This is a genomic window from Lactiplantibacillus songbeiensis, assembly GCF_005405125.1.
In the GTDB taxonomy this organism is placed as follows: domain Bacteria; phylum Bacillota; class Bacilli; order Lactobacillales; family Lactobacillaceae; genus Lactiplantibacillus; species Lactiplantibacillus songbeiensis.
On record NZ_BJDL01000013.1, the window covers coordinates 35,550 to 54,906 of the forward strand.

The 19,357-nt window shown below is 44.8% G+C and carries 18 protein-coding genes and 1 other annotated feature; all 18 genes read left to right on the forward strand.

The annotated features are described in order from the left end of the window. Nucleotides 1-94: 94 nt before the first annotated feature. The 18 genes from murD to FFM77_RS05830 all read left to right on the forward strand — a co-directional run bounded on the left by murD (nt 95) and on the right by FFM77_RS05830 (nt 19,343). The gene (gene murD, locus FFM77_RS05745; protein WP_137634804.1) at nt 95-1,474 is read left to right on the forward strand and encodes a UDP-N-acetylmuramoyl-L-alanine--D-glutamate ligase; all 1,380 of its coding nucleotides are present in this window, start codon (nt 95-97) and stop codon (nt 1,472-1,474) included. Further along, complete coding sequence (murG, locus tag FFM77_RS05750) at nt 1,474-2,568, forward strand: undecaprenyldiphospho-muramoylpentapeptide beta-N-acetylglucosaminyltransferase (protein ID WP_137634805.1); 1,095 nt, start codon at nt 1,474-1,476, stop codon at nt 2,566-2,568. The genes murD and murG overlap by 1 nt, the downstream gene beginning before the upstream one ends. Nucleotides 2,569-2,597: 29 nt before the next feature. Further along, complete coding sequence (locus tag FFM77_RS05755; RefSeq protein ID WP_137634806.1) at nt 2,598-3,473, forward strand: cell division protein FtsQ/DivIB; 876 nt, start codon at nt 2,598-2,600, stop codon at nt 3,471-3,473. Nucleotides 3,474-3,591: 118 nt separating this feature from the next. Further along, a complete protein-coding gene (gene ftsA, locus FFM77_RS05760; RefSeq protein ID WP_137634807.1) occupies nt 3,592-4,944 on the forward strand; it encodes a cell division protein FtsA in 1,353 nt (450 codons plus the stop codon). A gap of 27 nt (nt 4,945-4,971) precedes the next feature. After that, nucleotides 4,972-6,279, forward strand: a complete 1,308-nt coding sequence (gene ftsZ / locus FFM77_RS05765) for a cell division protein FtsZ (protein ID WP_137634808.1) — start codon at nt 4,972-4,974, stop codon at nt 6,277-6,279. A 25-nt stretch (nt 6,280-6,304) separates the two neighbouring features. Next, complete coding sequence (locus FFM77_RS05770) at nt 6,305-6,730, forward strand: cell division protein SepF (RefSeq protein WP_137634809.1); 426 nt, start codon at nt 6,305-6,307, stop codon at nt 6,728-6,730. Nucleotides 6,731-6,749: 19 nt separating this feature from the next. Next, nucleotides 6,750-7,010 carry a YggT family protein gene (locus FFM77_RS05775; RefSeq protein ID WP_137634810.1) on the forward strand — a complete coding sequence of 87 codons (261 nt, stop codon included), beginning with the start codon at nt 6,750-6,752 and terminating at the stop codon, nt 7,008-7,010. A 25-nt stretch (nt 7,011-7,035) separates the two neighbouring features. Next, a complete protein-coding gene (locus tag FFM77_RS05780; protein ID WP_137634811.1) occupies nt 7,036-7,827 on the forward strand; it encodes a YlmH family RNA-binding protein in 792 nt (263 codons plus the stop codon). Nucleotides 7,828-7,846: 19 nt separating this feature from the next. Then, nucleotides 7,847-8,548 (forward strand): DivIVA domain-containing protein, encoded by a 702-nt coding sequence (locus tag FFM77_RS05785; RefSeq protein ID WP_137634812.1) that lies wholly within the window; start codon nt 7,847-7,849, stop codon nt 8,546-8,548. 33 nt (nt 8,549-8,581) lie between these two features. Beyond that, nucleotides 8,582-8,796: a binding site (T-box leader), on the forward strand. Between the two features lie 64 nt (nt 8,797-8,860). Further along, nucleotides 8,861-11,659, forward strand: a complete 2,799-nt coding sequence (ileS, locus tag FFM77_RS05790; protein ID WP_137634813.1) for an isoleucine--tRNA ligase — start codon at nt 8,861-8,863, stop codon at nt 11,657-11,659. A gap of 246 nt (nt 11,660-11,905) precedes the next feature. Further along, entirely contained in the window at nt 11,906-12,904 is a 999-nt protein-coding gene (dapF, locus tag FFM77_RS05795) for a diaminopimelate epimerase (protein ID WP_137634814.1), read from the forward strand. A 151-nt stretch (nt 12,905-13,055) separates the two neighbouring features. Continuing rightward, entirely contained in the window at nt 13,056-13,610 is a 555-nt protein-coding gene (locus FFM77_RS05800) for an NUDIX hydrolase (RefSeq protein ID WP_137634815.1), read from the forward strand. Next, on the forward strand, nt 13,610-13,837 hold the full coding sequence (locus FFM77_RS05805; RefSeq protein WP_137634816.1) for a hypothetical protein: 228 nt from the start codon (nt 13,610-13,612) through the stop codon (nt 13,835-13,837). The genes FFM77_RS05800 and FFM77_RS05805 overlap by 1 nt, the downstream gene beginning before the upstream one ends. Before the next feature lie 21 nt (nt 13,838-13,858). Continuing rightward, nucleotides 13,859-14,554 (forward strand): 5'-methylthioadenosine/adenosylhomocysteine nucleosidase, encoded by a 696-nt coding sequence (locus FFM77_RS05810; RefSeq protein ID WP_137634817.1) that lies wholly within the window; start codon nt 13,859-13,861, stop codon nt 14,552-14,554. A 419-nt stretch (nt 14,555-14,973) separates the two neighbouring features. Beyond that, nucleotides 14,974-16,125, forward strand: coding sequence for a cysteine desulfurase family protein (locus FFM77_RS05815; RefSeq protein WP_137634818.1), 1,152 nt, complete (start codon nt 14,974-14,976; stop codon nt 16,123-16,125). A gap of 14 nt (nt 16,126-16,139) precedes the next feature. Next, nucleotides 16,140-16,481 (forward strand): DUF1831 domain-containing protein, encoded by a 342-nt coding sequence (locus FFM77_RS05820; RefSeq protein WP_137634819.1) that lies wholly within the window; start codon nt 16,140-16,142, stop codon nt 16,479-16,481. Between the two features lie 117 nt (nt 16,482-16,598). Beyond that, nucleotides 16,599-17,723, forward strand: coding sequence for a tRNA 2-thiouridine(34) synthase MnmA (gene mnmA, locus FFM77_RS05825; RefSeq protein WP_137634820.1), 1,125 nt, complete (start codon nt 16,599-16,601; stop codon nt 17,721-17,723). A 261-nt stretch (nt 17,724-17,984) separates the two neighbouring features. Continuing rightward, on the forward strand, nt 17,985-19,343 hold the full coding sequence (locus FFM77_RS05830; RefSeq protein ID WP_137634821.1) for a TrkH family potassium uptake protein: 1,359 nt from the start codon (nt 17,985-17,987) through the stop codon (nt 19,341-19,343). The last annotated feature ends 14 nt before the right edge of the window (nt 19,344-19,357 follow it).

A 19,357-nucleotide genomic window follows, 5' to 3' on the forward strand; every position in this document is an offset into this window, starting at 1 on the left:
TATTAAATAAGTGGCTAAATAAGTAAAATTATAGGTGAAACGATAAGCATTAATAAAAATATTTAACTAAACAAATTTAGGGAGATCTTAGGACATGGAGTCGGTTGAACAGTATCGTAATCAAAAAGTATTGGTATTAGGTTTAGCGAAAAGCGGGATGAACGCGGCCCGCTTGTTGCACAAGCTGGGAGCCTTTGTGACCGTTAACGATAAAAAGGACTTTGATAATAATCCAGACGCTCAAGAATTATTGAGCGATGGTATCAAAGTGATCACGGGTGGTCACCCCTTATCTTTACTTGACGAAGATTTTAAAGTCGTCGTTAAAAATCCTGGGATTCCATACACGAACCCGATTGTGGCCGGTGCCATTGAAAAGGGCATTCCGGTCATTACGGAAGTCGAATTAGCGTCACAGATTTTATCCGGTGAATTAATTGGGGTTACGGGGACCAATGGGAAGACCACGACCACGACTTTGATTTCGATGATGTTGAATCAACGCCAAAATGCCGGTAAAGCTTATGTTGCCGGGAATATTGGGGTACCAGCTTCGGCTGTCGCCCAAAAGGCCCAAGCAACGGACACGATGGTGACGGAGCTGTCGAGCTTTATGTTGTGTGGGATTCAAACCTTACATCCCCATATTGCGGTCTTAACGAATATTTATTCAACTCACTTGGACTACCATGGTTCTCGGGCGAACTATATCAAAGCTAAGATGCGGATTACGATGAATCAGACGGCGGATGACTACTTTGTAGTTAACTGGGATTCAGAAGAATGGCGTGGCTTGAGTGAACAATCTAAGGCGCAAGTCGTCCCATTTTCGCGGCAAGACAAGACGACCACGGGCGCTTATGAAAAAGACGGTAACTTGTATTTTAAGGATGAACTCATCATGGCGGCTAAGGATATCAAGATCCCTGGGGACCATAACGTTGAAAACGCCTTAGCAGCGATCGCCGTGGCCAAGATTGAAGATGTGCCAACTGCTGGCATCGTGCAAGTGTTGAAGACATTTTCTGGTGTCCGGCATCGGACCCAATATGTTGAAACTTATGAAGGCCGTCAATTCTATAATGACTCTAAAGCCACCAATATTGTGGCTACTGAGATGGCCTTAAAAGGTTTCGACCAACCAGTCGTGTTATTAGCGGGTGGTTTGGATCGTGGAAATACCTTTGAAAAGTTAGCGCCAGCGTTAAAGGATCATGTTAAAACGTTGATCGTGTTTGGTGAAACGGCCCAAAAGATGGCCGATGCTGGTAAGTTAGCCGGAATTAAAGACATTGAATTTAGTAAAAACTGTGAAACCGCGGTTCCAACGGCTTGGAAACTAAGCGCACCTGGCGACGTTATTATGTTATCACCAGCCTGTGCGAGCTGGGATCAATACCCGAACTTCGAAATTCGTGGCGACCGGTATATTAAAGCGGTTGAAGACTTAACTGGAAAGGCGGAAGAAAAGTAATGCGACTGATGATTTCAGGCGGCGGGACGGGTGGACACATTTACCCGGCCCTCGCGTTAATTGACGCGCTCAAAGCGCATGATCCGCAGGCCGAAGTCTTGTATGTGGGGACACATCGTGGGCTTGAAAGCCGGATTGTTCCTGAACGGGGCATTGATTTTAAAACGATTAAGATTCAAGGATTCAAACGATCGTTGTCCTTACAGAACTTTAAGACCGTCTGGTTATTTTTAAAGAGTGTTGGGACTGCACGTAAGTATATCAAGGCGTTTAAGCCGGATGTTGTGGTCGGAACTGGGGGGTATGTCAGTGGGGCAGTCGTCTTTGCGGCTAGCCAAATGCACATTCCCACGGTCATTCATGAACAAAATTCCGTTGTCGGCGTGACGAACAAGTTCTTAAGTCATTTTGTTGATAAGATTGGGATTTCATTTGAGAGTGCGCGGTCACAATTTCCAGCGAAGAAAGTTGTCATGACGGGTAACCCCCGTGCACAACAAGTAGCCAACATCGAAAAAACGGCGGCTTTAAAGGCATTAGGACTACAGGATGATCAACCAACTGCTTTGATTTTTGGGGGTAGTCGGGGGGCCGCACGGATCAATCAAGCGACCGTTGATGCGATTCCCGAATTAAATCAACGCCCTTATCAGACCTTATTCGTAACTGGTCAAGTCCACTATGACAAAATTAAGAATGGTCTGGGCCAGACACCGTTGGCACCGAATGTTAAAATCGTACCATACATCAAAAATATGCCGGCTATTTTACCGGAGATTGAGACCATTCTCGGGCGGGCCGGCGCTACTAGTATTGCCGAAATTACCGCGTTAGGTATTCCGTCAATTCTAGTGCCTAGTCCGTATGTCACGAACGATCATCAAACTAAGAACGCGCAAAGTTTAGTTGATGCGGGCGCCGCGCAACTAGTCAAAGAAGCCGATTTAACGGCGCCAACGTTACTAACGGCTTTAGACAGCTTAATGTTGCATGCAGATGCCCGTCAGACGATGGCTAAGCATGCGAAACAACTCGGCATGCCTGATGCTGCCGATCAACTGTTAAACGTGCTAGAAACGGCGATTAACCGCTAACGTCGATTTAAAGTGAAAGGGTGGGTGTGATGGCCTTTTTTAAACGGCAACCCAAGCAGCAAAAGCCTTTAGACCAGCTAACCCCCTGGGAACGGTATCAACGTAAGGCTGCCGAAAATCGTCAAGCTGAACAGCAACGGCATTTTAGTTGGACCGGGAAACGGGTTCGGATTGGCGACAAATTACCAAAGTTGAAACATCAGCGTCAACGCCTAGTCACTAAACGGGCCGCTATTTTAATTAGCGGCTTTTTAGTGGGGATGGCGATTGCCGGGTATTTCATCTCACCATTGAGTCATGTGCAGACGGTGCAGGTAACGGGGATTGAAAAGTTAACGTCCAAACAGGTTCAGCGGGCAACTAAGATTAATCCTGGGACGTCTATTTGGGCGATCATTGGCCATGACCACCAAACTAGTCAAGTCGCTCGTCAAACCAATCAGCAAATTGGCAAGGTAACCACGAAGCTGACAGGACTGAATCACGTGACGATTAAAGTCAGCGAGATTCGGATTGCGGGCTATTTGAGTATTGGTGATCGGTATCGCCAAGTCTTGGAAAACGGTCGCATTATGACGCCGACTTATGCGCAACCAAGTGGGACTTACCCAATCTACGCGAATTTTAAGAGCGGGACGCGCTTGCAGCACATGATTGCCCAATATGCCAAGTTACCTGATGCGGTTAAACATAATATTTCTGAAATTAAATATGCACCGAATAAGGCGAATGCGGAACGGGTCCATTTATACATGAATGATGGCAATGAAGTGTATGCCACCATCGACACGTTTGCTAGCAAAATGAGTTATTATGCTGGTATCGCTACCAAGATGAAACAGCCGGGAATCATCAACCTCGAAGTTGGGGCTTATTCATATTCGTTTAAAAAGTCGCATAATTGATTAGAATGCTGGCTCAGACCTTTTTAAAAGGCCTGCGGATATGGTAAACTAGGGGATAATTGGATATGTTAACAAAAATCTTTGGATATTTATGTAATTACTAGGAGGTTCCTCTATTATGGATAATTCAGGAATTTATGTCGGACTTGATATAGGGACCACCTCAATAAAAGTCATTGTTGCTGAACGTGTAAAGGGACAAATGAACGTTATTGGTGTGGGAAGCGAACGTTCTAATGGTCTGAGTCGCGGAGTCATTGTCGATATTGACAAGGCTGCTTCCGCAATTAAATCAGCGGTACGCCAAGCTGAAGAAAAAGCAAGTATCGAAATTAAGAAAATTATTGCGGGTGTGCCTGCAAACTTGGTTAAAATCGAACGTTGCCGCGGGATGATTGCGGTAGCTGATGAATCAAAAGAAATCAATAATGAGGATGTTCAGAATGTTGCGGCGGCAGCTTTGGTTCAAAGCTTACCACCAGAACGTGAAGTTCTCGATGTGATTCCCGATGAATTTGTTGTCGACGGTTTTGACGGCATTAAAGATCCACGTGGGATGGTCGGGGTGCGCCTCGAAATGCATGGGACCCTATTTACAGGGCCAAAAACGATTATTCACAATACGCGCAAAGCGATAGAAAAAGCCGGTTTGCAGATTGAACAAATCGTGATTGCCCCATTAGCGTTAAGTTCATTAGTCTTAAATGACGGTGAACAAGATTTTGGGTCGATTATCGTGGATATGGGTGGTGGTCAAACAACTGCAGCTGTGATTCATGATCATCAACTTAAATATACTTACGTTGATCAAGAAGGGGGCCAATATATCACCAAAGATATTTCGGTCGTCTTGAATACGTCAATTGAGAATGCAGAAAAGTTAAAGCGTGATTATGGTAATGCTGATGCTGAGCAAACGTCTGATGAAGACGAATTTCCAGTTGAAGTTGTTGGTCAAAGTACCCCCACACAAATTAGTGAACAGTACTTAGCTGAAATTATTGAAGCGCGGTTAGACCAGATCTTCGATAAGTTGAAGCAGCATTTAGATGATATCCATGCCTTAGATTTACCAGGTGGCGTCGTCTTAACTGGTGGGGTTGCGGCCTTGCCAGGGATTACTGATTTGGCGAGCCAAATTTTTGGGACGCGCGTTCGGGTCTTCACCCCCAATCAAATGGGCTTAAGACATCCGTCATTTGATGAAGCATTAGCAGTCATTAAATATCAAGCGGCCTTAAGTGAAGTGGCCTTGTTGGTTAAGAGTGCTTTAACGGGTGATACTCGTGCGAGTGTCGCCTTGGACTTCTCAGAACCAGCGCCAAGTCAACCGGCAACTGGCTCGCAACCTGCACCAGTTCAATCAGCGCCGACTAAAACAACTAAAAAACAACCTGCTAAACAGCAGCACCCAGATCAGGAAAGTGGTCTTAGTCGCTTTAAAAACTTCTTTAATCACTTTTTCGATTAATAGGATAGGAATGACGGAGGAAAAATTATGGAATTTTCTTTAGATTCAACCCAGAATTCAGGGGCTAATATTAAAGTCATCGGCGTTGGTGGCGGTGGCGGTAACGCGGTTAATCGAATGATTGCCGAAGACGTTAACGGCGTCGAATTCATTGTGGCTAACACGGATGTGCAAGCCTTACAAACGTCAAATGCAGAAACTAAAATTCAATTAGGACCGAAACTAACTCGTGGGTTAGGTGCTGGTTCTAATCCTGATGTCGGTTCAAAAGCGGCTCAGGAAAGTGAAGAAGCTTTAACTGAAGCCCTACAAGGGGCCGATATGGTCTTTGTCACCGCTGGTATGGGCGGTGGTACTGGTAACGGGGCCGCACCAGTGGTTGCCAAGATTGCCAAAGATTCTGGCGCATTAACGGTCGGGGTTGTGACCCGGCCCTTCACCTTTGAAGGGCCTAAGCGGGCACGTAACGCCGCAGAAGGCATTGCCCAGATGAAGGACAATGTTGATACGTTGATCGTTATTGCTAATAATCGCTTATTAGAAATCGTTGATAAGAAGACGCCAATGATGGAAGCCTTCCAAGAAGCTGATAACGTGTTACGTCAAGGGGTTCAAGGGATTTCTGACTTGATTACCTCACCTGGTTACGTTAACTTGGACTTTGCTGATGTGAAAACTGTTATGCAAAACCAAGGCTCAGCGTTAATGGGCATTGGGTCCGCTAGCGGTGAAAACCGGACGGCCGACGCCACCAAGGAAGCCATTTCATCACCATTACTGGAAGTGTCAATCGATGGTGCTGAACAAGTCTTATTGAACATCACTGGTGGCCCAGACATGTCCTTGTATGAAGCCCAAGCTGCTTCCGACATTGTGTCACAAGCGGCAACGACTGATGTTAACATTATCTTTGGGACATCGATCGATGAAAGTCTTGGCGACGAAGTTCGGGTCACCGTCATTGCGACCGGGATTGATCAAAAGCGCGAAGAATTAAAAGAAGCTGGACACAGTCGTAGTGAAAAGACACAGCAACGCGGTGGCATGTTCAGTACGCCTGCTGATAATCAACATCAAGCTGGCACTAACCAAAACGCTAATGCGACTCAAGACCAACCCAATACGGATCATAACGATCCGTTTGGTAACTGGGATATTCGTCGGGATCCAAGTAATACTCGGCCGAAACCTAGTCAAAGTTCGTCTGAATTTAAAAATGTTGAAAAGACTGATTTTGATGTTTTTAACGACAATAGTCAGGCGGCTGATCAAGCTAATGAGGATCATAATGATCCTTTGGATACGCCACCATTCTTTAAGCGGCGTCGTAAGTAGGACGATTGAAGGGAAGCGATAACTAATGGCCGGACGCTTTTTTAATAATTTTTTCGGGGTCAGTGACGAGGACAATCTCGATACTAATCCCAACAGCAATGCTCAACCGACCCGGGACATGCCAACGAACACGGCTAATCCCGCGACTCCCAAAATCGTGCCGATGCAAGGCGGTAAGTCGGTTAATAGTAAGATTGCCTTGTTTGAACCTAAGATTTATTCTGATGTTAAAGAAATTGCCGCGCAACTCTTGAAAAATCAAGCTGTGATCGTTAACTTTGATCACGTTGATGATCAAATGGCGCGTCGAATTGTCGACTTTTTAACGGGGACGGTCTACGCCATTAATGGTGAAATCGAACGAATCGGTGACGAGATTTTTCTTTGTATTCCTGAAAACTATGAAGTTTCTGGGAGTACCACGAGCCAATTTAACCCCAATAGCCTCTAAGCGTAAGGAGTGATTTCCCCTGACATTTATTTTTAATCTGATTGATCGTTTGTTCCAGTTGTACCAAATTGCGCTGGTCGTGTATATTTTAATGTCCTGGTTCCCTGGGGCTTATAATACAGCGGTTGGACGTTTCTTAGGGCGCATCTGTGAACCGTTCTTAAGTATTTTCCGACGTTTTATTCCAGCAATTGCGGGAATCGACTTTTCACCGATCATTGCCTTTTTGGTGTTAGAGTTTGCTGAACGCGGATTATTTTACTTAGTTAGCTTTATTTAAATTTTGAAATAACGAGGATAGTATCGTGAATGAAGATGAAAATTTAAAACAACATTTTCGCGATAGTGAAGCCCCATTTATTGAACAGGTCACTGGTTGGTTGCAACAAGCGGCTGATCAGTATCGACCAATCTTGACCGCCTTTTTGAATCCGCGGCAAGTTTACATTGCGCAAACCATGGTCAACCAACTTGATGATGTGCGGATGCGAGCCAATGGTGGGTATGAGGGCGCTGAATTAAAACGGGTGCTCTTTTACCCGACCTACTATGAACCGCAACTGGCTGATTTCCAGCTCACTTTGTTCAATATCGTCTATCCGTTAAAGTTTGCCACGTTAAAACATGGTCAAATTTTAGGAACGTTGGCGAATGCTGGTGTCGAACGGGATGTGTTTGGCGATATTGTCTCAGATGGGGAAACGTGGCAGTTTTTCTGCGAAAGTGAATTAGCAGATTATTTTAGTGACCAAGTCGATCGTTTTGGTAAAACCAAAATTCATCTGACACCGGTCGCTTTGGCTGACGTGATTGATCCGCAGAATGATTGGGAATCAATCACGACTACGGTTAGCTCATTACGAGCTGATAGTGTAATTAAGGCCGCTTTCAACTTATCTCGGCATCATGCCAAAGAGGCAGTCGAAGCCAAGCATGTCCGGTTAAACTGGGCTGAATTGACGAAGGCCGATTATGAATTGGCTTTGTTGGATATGTTGAGTGTTAAGCACTATGGCCGGGTACGCTTGGCTGAAGTTGGTGGGGAGACCAAAAAGGCGCGTTTGCGCATTACTTTAAATATTATTCATAGTAAATAGATATTGGAGGAAATTTAGTATGGTGTTAAGTCCTGATGACATTCATAACAAAGAGTTTTCCACGAAATTACGTGGATACAATATTGACGAGGTAAATGATTTTCTTGAACAAATTATCAAGGATTATCAGATTACCTTGAAGCAAAATAAAGACCTCCAGGAACGTTTAGACGCTAGTGAAGGCAAGTTGAAGTACTTCAATGAATTGAAAGATTCTTTGAACCAATCAATCTTGGTTGCGCAAGAAGCTGCGGATAAAGTGAAGACCAATTCCAAGAAGGAAGCGGATATCATCACCCGTGAAGCTCAAAAGCAAGCTTCCGATATTGTCAGTGAAGCGACTGACAAGTCTAACCAAATGATTGATGAAGCTTCGCAAAAGGCTAAGCGTCTATCAGTTGAAACGGATGATTTAAAGAAGCAAACCCGGGTCTTCCGTCAACGCCTCCAAGTGATGTTAGAATCACAGTTGGAAGTGGTTAAGAGCAAGGATTGGGATCAACTATTAAGCGAAACCGATACCTCTAATTATTCGGAAATTCAACATGTTTTAAAGGATGACGACCTTGACAATGGGGCTAACGCGAGTGTAAACTCAGAAGCAACCCCTGAAATTACCGAAGCAGTTGCTGGTGAAACGCCAGTTGCTGATGGCGGTGATCAAGGGCAACAACAAACTGTTGTGATTTTTCCCGATGATGATGTTGACGGCAACAAGTAAGTCGACTAAAATCAGAGGTATCAATTAAATTTATCTAATATTTTGAAGAGAATAGCAAACAACTTTGTGATACGCACAGAGAGCCGCCGATAATGGGAACGCGGTCGTCCCTCACTTTGTTGCAGATCGTCTCTGAATGTCGGCCTGAATTTGTAGTAAGGTCAACCGGTTCATGACCGTTAACCATGCTAAGAGAGAATCTAAGCAATTCTAAAATTGGGTGGTACCACGATAACTTCGTCCCTAGCCGGGCGGAGTTTTTTTGTACCCAAAAATGAATTGATTCAGATAAAATTATTAAGGAGTGATCAAATGCGCGTTAAAGAAACGCTTAACCTCGGTAAAACCAAGTTTAAAATGCGTGGTAATTTACCTGTTAAAGAGGCCGAACGTGAAAACGTTTGGGCAGAAAACAAAGTCTACGAACATCGTCAAAAGTTAAATGAAGGAAAACCAACTTTCATTTTACATGATGGCCCGCCATACGCGAACGGCGATATCCATATGGGACATGCGTTGAATAAGATCACTAAAGATTTTATCGTGCGTTACAAATCAATGAATGGTTTCCGAGCCCCTTACGTGCCTGGTTGGGATACTCATGGGTTACCAATTGAACAAAAGTTGCAACAAGCTGGTTATGACCGTAAAAAGATGTCGACGAATGCGTTCCGTGAATTATGTCGCGAGTATGCTTTAAAGCAAGTTGACCGTCAACGGGATGAATTCAAGCGTTTAGGGGTTGCTGGTGAATGGGATAATCCATACCTGACTTTAAAGCCAGAATTTGAAGCCGCTCAAATCCGGGTCTTTGGGGCTTTTGCCAAGCGCCACTTGATCTATCGTGGTCAAAAGCCAGTTTATTGGTCATGGTCATCAGAATCAGCCCTGGCGGAAGCCGAAGTTGAATATCATGATGTGACGTCACCATCGGCCTTTTTTGGCGAAAAAGTTATTGATGGCAAGGGTGTTTTAGATGACGATACTTATATGGTCGTTTGGACGACCACGCCTTGGACGATTCCTGCATCTGAAGGGATTACCATTGATGCCGGCTTCGACTACGCGGTGGTTCAACACAGTGGTGATGACCACAAGTATGTCTTAGCTGCAGAATTGGTTGAAGAGAATGCGGAACGCTTTGGTTGGGAAGATGTCAAAGTCTTAAAGACCGTTAAAGGCGCTGACTTGGATCGGGTTATTTGCCAACATCCATTTGATGCTGACCGTAAGATTGTCACTATGCTTGGTGATTTCGTTACCTTAGATGCTGGGACCGGATTAGTGCATACGGCGCCTGGTTATGGGGAAGATGACTACCGAGTTGGGTTGAAGTACGATTTGCCAGTCTTCGCACCGGTTAATAACCAAGGGGTCTTGACTGAAGAAGCTGGGCCTGACTTTGCTGGGGTCTTCTACGATGATGCTAACCAAATTGCCTTAGATAAATTAAAAGACGCTGGCTTGTTACTCAAGTACATGCCATACGAACATAGTTATCCATTTGACTGGCGGACTAAGAAGCCAATCATCTTCCGAGCAACGCCACAATGGTTTGCTTCTGTTGGTGATATGCGTGATGAAATCTTGCATGCTATCGATGATGTACAATTCTTCCCAGATTGGGGCCAAAAGCGGCTACACAACATGATTCGTGACCGTGGTGACTGGGTCATTTCACGGCAACGGGTCTGGGGTGTGCCACTACCAATCTTCTATGCTGAAGATGGTACGGCGATTATGGATCAAGAAACGATCAATCATGTGGCTGATTTAATTGCTAAAGAAGGTTCAAACGTTTGGTTTGAACGGGATGCCAAAGACTTATTGCCAGAAGGCTACACGAATGAACATTCACCTCATGGCGAGTTCACTAAAGAACAAGACATCATGGATGTTTGGTTCGATTCTGGTTCCTCACATCAAGGGGTCTTAGCAGAACGTGATTATCTCGATTATCCAGCGGACCTTTACTTGGAAGGCTCTGACCAATATCGTGGTTGGTTCAACTCAAGTTTGATTACCAGTGTGGCTGTTTCTGGTCATGCGCCTTACAAGCAAGTCTTGTCACAAGGCTTTACCTTGGATAATAAGGGTCGTAAGATGAGCAAGTCCTTAGGTAATACGATCGCGCCTGCTGAAGTGATCAAACAAATGGGGGCTGAAATTGTCCGTTTGTGGGTCTCATCAGTCGATACGAGTTCTGACGTGCGGGTTTCAATGGAAAGCTTCAAACAGGTTGCTGATGGTTACAAGAAGTTCCGGAACACGATGCGCTTCATGTTGGCTAATACGACCGACTTTGATCCGAAAACGAATCGCGTGGCCTTTGACGACTTGGCAACCGTTGACCAATACATGGCCGTTCGTTTGAACGATTTCGTGAGTGAAGTTAAAGACCATTATGATCACTACGACTTCTTGGATATTTACAAGTTATTATTGAACTTCTTGACGGTCGACTTATCAAACTTCTACTTGGATGTGGCCAAAGACATCATGTACATTGATGCTGAAGACAGTCATTCACGGCGTTCAATGCAAACCGTCTTTTATGACACGGTTGTGGCGTTGACTAAGTTATTTACGCCAATGTTGCCACATACAACTGAAGAAATCTGGCCATTCTTGAAGGAACCAGAAGAATTCGTGCAATTAGCTGAGATGCCAACCGTGCAAACTTACGCTAATGCTGAAACCTTAAATGCTGGCTGGGGCAAGTTCATGGACTTGCGCAGTGATGTCTTAAAGGCTTTGGAAGAAGCCCGGGATGCGAAGTTGATTGGGAAATCCTTAGAAGCACATCTAGATTTATACGTCGATGCGGATACCCAAGCAATGTTAGATGGCTTGAATACTAATGTGCGGCAAATGTTGATGGTCTCAGCGTTAGACTTACACGTCTTAGCTGATGCACCTGCTGACGCCGAAACTTTCGGTGATCATGTTGCAATCAAGGTTAGTCATGCTGATGGTGAGGTTTGTTCACGTTGCCGGATGACTAAGACTGATGTTGGTAGCGACGATGCTTATCCAATGCTTTGTGCGCGCTGTGCGAACATTGTGCGGACGAACTATCCTGAATCAGTTGAAACTGGTTTGGAAGCTTAATTGTTTTAGATAATTGGATTTAATGAGCTGGTGAAATCGATTGTTGGTTTTATCAGCTCTTTTTGTCTGGTTTGATCGTTGTTTCGCCGTCTCCGTTGCCCCAACTAGAGTGGGTAATACCAATGAATCTCGAACAATAATGGCTACAGTCAGGTAATTTGGTTCTTGGTAATTGAAATATGTTTAAAAAGTAAGTATGATAGTGAAGTAGCTTATAACCAGAGATTATAAAAAGATAGGATGCTGATGGTAGTGAAAATGATCAAGGTGCATGGCTCCGGTAATGATTTTTATTTATTGGACCAAACGCAATTTCCAGAACCACTGACGGATGCGCAATTGCAACAGCTTGCGATTAATATTTGTAAACGTGAGGGCGCCGGGTTATATGAAGGTGCCGATGGGGTGTTAGTCGTTGATAAATCTGAACATCCTAGTGCTTTGGGCCGGATGCGGGTCATCAACGCTGATGGGACTGAAGCCAGCATGTGTGGAAATGGGTTACGGACGGTTGCCCGTTATCTTGGTACCCAAAACAGTCAAGATGCATTCCGTGTTCAGACGATGTATGCCGACTTGAAAGTTCAAGCAGTTGCTGATTTTGCAGATCACGTGCCAGCTTTCAGTGTTGAAATTTCACCAGTGTCATTTGACGCACAAACGATTGGCATGCATGCTAATCATGATGCGCAAACGATTATCAATGAAACGATTCCTGAATTATCGACCACGTTGAAGTTCTCAGCAGTATCCGTACCAAATCCGCATTTGATCGCCTTTGTTGACCACGAAACGTTGGTTGGTCCTGAATTAGGTCGCATCGGTAAGTGGATGAATGATGGTAAAAATTCAATCTTCCCAGATGGTGTCAATGTCAGCTTTGTCGAAGTTTTAGGTCAAAATTCAATCTTTGTCCGGACCTTTGAACGCGGTGTGGGGTTTACCAATGCTTGCGGGACGGCGATGTCAGCATCTTCCTTGATGTATGTCTTATTACATCAAGAAAGTACCGATTTCAATCAAGAAATTCATGTCACTAATCCTGGTGGGATGGTTAAGACCATCGTTCACCAAGGTGCTGATGAAGAATATTGGATGGAATTGATTGGGAATGCCACCTTCGTGAAGATTGTCAGCTTACCATTGGATTCAGCATTAGCTGCAGATTATAGCCAAGCTAGTGTGACGGTCACCGGTGAACAAGCCGCTTATGCGAACTTTGTCGGTTCATTAACGACCGCTTAAAAAGTTTTTATGACGCTGGGTGGTCGGCAACGACTAGCCAGCGTTTTTTTAACTTCGGTTAAGATTTGGCTGGTTGTCTGGGTAAAATTGCATTTCCGTAAAAAAATCGGTATCCTTGTTTTAAAGCAAGTGAGTCCGAGGGGGTTACGGCATGACATTTGAAGAACAGGTTGATCAGCAGCAGATGGTCTATCAAGGTGAGCTGATTCAAGTTGAACGGCAACAAGTCACCTTGCCAGACGCGACTAAGGCGGTGCGCGAAATCGTTCACCATCAAGCGGCCGTCGCGGTCTTAGTGGTGACAGCAGACCAGCAACTGGTATTGGTCAAGCAATGGCGGGCACCGGCGAATGGGGTGACTTTAGAAATCCCAGCTGGTAAAGTTGAAGCCGATGAAACGGCTGATCAAGCCGCTGTGCGTGAATTAAATGAAGAAACGCGGCTGAAAGCGGCGCATTTAAAACGAGTGGCCGGTTTTTATACGTCACCAGGGTTTACCGATGAGTATATGACGTTGTACGTGGCGACGGGACTGTCACCAGTCCAAACAGCGTTACCACAAGATCCTGATGAATTATTGCGCTTAGTTAAGTTAGACTTACCGACCGCAATCGCGCAAGTCGCTGTTGGTAAGTTAGTCGATGCGAAAACGCTAATGGCCGTTTGGTATTGGCAAAGTCACCCTACGTTAGGAGTTGAAGCTTAATGGCAGATGACGATCAAATGACACGGCAACGTTACCGGCAACAAACCGGTGACGCCGATGACGCTGGTGAGACCAGTAGCGCGTCACGTCGTGAATATGCGGCTGAAAATAATAGGGCCCTCGAAGAAGCCAAGACGAAACGCTTAGGGCGTAAGCTCAATTGGGTGATTCTAGGCTTGACGCTGGCAATTATTATTGTATTTTTAATCTTATTTTTTACACCATAAAATGAAAGCAGGACAATTTAAATGAAATTTGGCATTATTTGTGCGATGGCAGAAGAACTCAAGACTTTACGGGAAGCCTTACAGGATGAAACGGTCCAACCAATTAAAGACATCACCTTTTACGATGGCAAAATTGATCATCAAGAAGTCGTTTTAGTACAGTCTGGAATTGGTAAAGTTCAAGCTGGGATGACGGCGGCTTTAATGATCACGAACTTTGATGTTGATGTCGTGATCAATTCTGGCTCAGCCGGTGGGATTGGCCAAGGTTTAGCGGTTGGTGATGTGGTCGTCGCGACGGCCACTGCCTACCACGATGTTGATGCGACGGCGTTTAATTACGAATATGGCCAATTACCACAACAACCGTTGTATTATGAAACGGATGCCAACTGGGTCAAGCAAATTGTAGCGGCTGCTGAAGCAACTGGCTTACATGCCAAGACTGGTCTAATCGTTTCAGGTGACCAATTCATCGCTGGTAAAGCAGCTACTGATCAAATCTTGAGTCATTTTCCAAAGGCACTTTCCAGCGAAATGGAAGGGGCAGCGATTGGCCAAGCTTGTCATCAATTCAACACGCCTTACGTGGTCATTCGGGCCATGTCTGATGTCGGTGATGAAGATGCCGGGGTTAGCTTTGATGAATTTATTTTAGCTGCTGGCAAGCAATCGGCTGCCATGTTATTGGCCTTATTTGCCGCTCAAAATAAATAAGTTAACGCTTGGTGCTAGTTGAAATTGCTGGTTGCCGGTTAGTTCCTAAAATGCTGGAACGCCATTGGTCATGGCCCGAGAAAACCACTCGCACTATGGTCAATGACACGGCTGAGTTTTTTAGAACGCAACTTCTCGGATAAATAACTGAATTGAGAATAATCAATTGTTATTTTTTTATATCTGTTAGTTAACGTCGGGCGGTCCAGAATTGGCTCAGTGGTGTCGTTTATCTTGGTCGGTGGTTTTCCGACTTAGATAAAGCCCGGCTTTCGAGACCGCTCTGTGGCTCGAAAACGTGGCCACCACGTTCCAGCCGATTCTGGACCAACCAGAGTGGCAAGCTAATCCCATTAGCACTAAGCGTATAAGCTAGTGTCTAACTGAATAAAACTATTAATGTAGAAAGAAGTATTTTGATGAAGCGAGTGTACCTAGATAACGCCGCGACAACGCCCATGGCTGAGTCAGTGGTCACCAAGATGATGGATGAGATGCAGCATAATTTCGGTAATGCGTCCAGTACGCATGCGTTTGGCCGGGCTGCCAGAGAAGTCTTAGATGATAGTCGGCACATCATTGCGCAAAGTATTAATGCTCATGATGACGATATTATCTTTACGAGTGGTGGGACGGAAGGCGACAATACCGCCATTATGCAAACTGCCCATGCCCGTCAAAGCTTAGGCAAACACATTATTACCACGGCGGTTGAGCATCAAGCTATTTTGAAACCGTTAGCGGCGTTGGAAAAGCAAGGCTTTGATGTCACTTATCTACCAGTTGATAAAAATGGTGATATTAGTTTAGCTGATTTTAAAGCTGCCTTACGTCCTGATACGATCTTAGTCTCAATTATGATGGGCAATAATGAGGTCGGCGCACACATGCCGATTCACGAAATTGGTGAACTCTTAAAAGACCATCAAGCCTGGTTCCATACCGATGCGGTGCAAGCATATGGCTTACTAGATATTGATGTTGAACGTGATCATATCGACATGTTATCGACGTCCGCGCATAAGATCAATGGGCCAAAGTTTATCGGTTTCTTATATCGGCGCAATGGGGTGAACTTCCCAAGTTTAATCAAGGGTGGCGAGCAAGAAGACAAGCGGCGTGCAGGGACGGAAAATGTGCCTGCTATTGCTGGTTTTGCGCAAGCGGTCAGTGAATTGACGGCGGCTGAAAAGGCCCATCGGCAAGCGAAATATCATGACTTTAAACAATATATTGTTGACCAATTACAAGCGAATGACATTGACTTTGAAGTTAACGGTTCATTAGGGACCAATAACTTACAACATGTTTTGAATCTCTGGATCAAGGGCATTTCAACTTACACCTTACAGACAAACTTGGATCTCGGCGGTGTGGCCGTTTCAGGCGGATCAGCCTGTACCGCGGGTAGCTTGGAACCATCACATGTTTTAATTGCGATGTTTGGCGCAGATTCACCACGGGTTGCGGAATCAATTCGTCTGAGCTTTGGGCGTTACACGACTAAAGCAGATTTAGATCAATTTGTAACTGTTTTGACCAAGACGGTTAAACGGTTATTGAAAAAATAAAGGAGGACATCACCATGGCTTATTCGACAACGGTGCAAATACCTGGCGACACTAAGACTTATCAATTAAGTCCTGCGGCTAAGAAGTATACGTTAATGGATTTAGGCTTTGTAAAGGGGAAATCTGGGGCGTTTACGTACGAACGGGCTTTAGACCCAACTTCGCCATATAACGCGGCTTTTAAGTTTAAAATGGGTGTGAATGCAGACCTGACTGGTTTTAAGATGGCCACGGTCACCGGGAACGGCATGCAACGGGTGGACATCTTTAAAAAGGATGCTCATGCAGGTGCAGTGGAACAATTACACTATATTATTAAAGAATTTATCGACCGTGAATTATTAGTTGAGGTCTAATCATGAAACGCCTGGCTTGCAGCCGGCGTTTTCTTTGTTATAATGGAACTTACTGGAATTGTACGACCTTCAAATCGTGGATTCTCCAGAATCTTTTGGAAATGATGGTGAACAAGTATGACTGATCACAGTAACACACGGGTCGTCGTCGGCATGAGTGGCGGCGTTGATTCGTCCGTGGTCGCTTTACTGTTAAAGCAGCAAGGTTACGACGTGGTAGGGGTCTTTATGAAGAACTGGGACGATACAGATGAAAATGGTGTTTGTACCGCGACCGAAGATTATAAAGACGTTGCCAAAGTGGCCGACAAAGTTGGGATCCCTTATTACTCAATCAACTTTGAAAAGGAATATTGGGATCGGGTCTTTACGTATTTCTTAGACGAATACAAGAAGGGCCGTACGCCTAATCCTGATGTCATCTGTAACAAGGAAATTAAGTTCAAGGCGTTCTTAGATTACGCCATGGACTTGGGTGCAGATTACATCGCAACTGGGCATTATGCGCGCTTACAGCATGATGAAGATGGCACGATGCACTTATTGCGTGGGGTTGACAGTAACAAGGACCAAACCTACTTCTTGAGTCAGTTGGATTCTAAGACGTTATCAAAGGTGATGTTCCCACTCGGCGAGATGATCAAGCCAGATGTACGGAAATTGGCTTTGAATGCGGGCTTAGCAACGGCTAAGAAGAAAGATTCAGTTGGAATTTGCTTTATTGGCGAAAAGAATTTCAAGGAATTCTTAGGTCATTACTTACCAGCAACGCCTGGTAAGATGATGACGTTTGACGGCCAAGTTAAGGGTGAACATGCTGGGTTGATGTATTATACGATTGGCCAACGTCGCGGTTTAGGTATCGGTGGCGATGGTGAAGATAACGAGCCTTGGTTCGTGGTCGGCAAAGATTTGAAGCAGAATATTTTATACGTGGGCAAAGGCTATCACAATCCACATCTCTACGCGACCTATTTGGAAGCGTCCGATTTGCACTTTGTGACAAACGAAGACCTAGGGAACGATTTCCATGTGACTGCTAAGTTCCGGTACCGTCAAAAGGATTCCGGCGTCACGGTGCACTTTAATGAGGACCATACTAAAGTTAAGGTAACCTTTGATGATCCGGTCCGGGCGATTACACCTGGCCAAGCCGTTGTTTTCTACAACGGTGAGGAATGTTTAGGTTCTGGGATGATTGATGCGGCTTACAATGACGAACGTGTCTTGCAATACATCTAATTAAAATAACCATGAACGTCTGACTGCTAATAAGCGGTTGGACGCTTTTTTGCGTTAATGACTCATTTTTAGTTGTTAAACTTAAATAACATTGCCTTAAAAACTGATGGTCACAGGGTCAAACCGGGTTAACTGAACGTGTCATTGCTAGTCGTCTGAAATCAGGCTTGCTTTTCAAGGTTGAGTTGCTTAAGCTAAGAGGAGTGAGCAATATTGGTGGCGACTGGTCAGGGGTTTAGGGACCAGTTAGCCTAGGATTGGATGATTATGGAACGGTTAAAGCAGTTTAAATTTTTTGATACCTTATCGAAGAAAATGGTCGCAGGTTTTGTAATTTTAATTGTCATCGGGACCATTTTGTTAAGTTTACCGATGGCGACGGCGACTGGTAAAGTAACGAGCTTTATTAATATCGTCTTTACGGCCGCTTCGGCAACGTGTATTACGGGACTAACGGTCGTCAATACGGCGGAACACTGGTCGACATTTGGTCAATTAGTGATTTTGGGATTGTCAGAAGTTGGCGCGTTAGGGTATATGACCTTTGCGGTGTTGCTGTTTAATATTATGCGGCGCAACATTGGATTGTCCACGCAATTGATGGTCAAGGAATCACTCAACTTAGAAAATTTAAGTGATACTAAAAGTGTCATGCGTTATGTGATTGGGTTGTCACTACTCTTTCAAGTCGGTGGTCTCGGCCTGCTGGCGGTTGATTTTGTGCCACGCTTTGGCTGGTCACGGGGGCTGTATGTGTCGATGTACCATGCGGTCATGTCATTTTGTAACGCTGGCTTTGATGTTTTCGGCAATAGTCTGATGGATTTTCGCAGTGATTCGTACGTGTTGATTGTGACGATGGTGCTGATTATTGCAGGGGGGCTGGGCTTTTTAGTCTGGCGCGATCTGTTGCTTTTCCATGAACGGCATCGGCTCACGTTGAACTCCAAGTTAACCTTAGTGACCACGATTAGTTTATTTGTGGCAGGCTTTATTTTATTACTGATTACTGAAAGAGATTTAGCCATTTTACCAGCCGGCACGAGTTGGTTCAATCGGACCGTTAACACGTTATTTTTAAGTGTGACGCCACGGACGGCGGGATTAACGACGATTCCAACCCAAAGCTTACGGGTCGGTAGTCTGTTCTTACTAATGGTCTTGATGTTTGTCGGTGGGACGCCTGGTTCGACTGCTGGTGGGATTAAAACCACGACGTTTGGGATTTTAATGCTCCAAAGTATTGCCCAATTGCGTGGTCGGCAAGATGTTGAATTCAGTCATCGACGGTTTAGCCAGTCGAATATTAGTCGGGCGTTGTTATTGATTTTCTTGGCGAGTGTCGTCATTTCGGTGGCCACGCTGATCTTAGCGCAGACAGAAACGATTCCTAAAGAATTTGGGCTGGAATACGTGGTCTTTGAAGTGTTGTCCGCGTTTGGAACGGTGGGGCTCAGCTTGGGATTGACCCCACATTTAACGGTGATTGGTAAGTTGGTTATCATGCTGTTGATGTTTATCGGTCGGGTCGGCATCTTCACATCCTTATACTCGTTATCCAAACGCCAAGCTAGAGTTAGCTTAATTCGTTATCCGGAAGAAAATATTCTAATTGGTTAGAGAGGTCATCAACA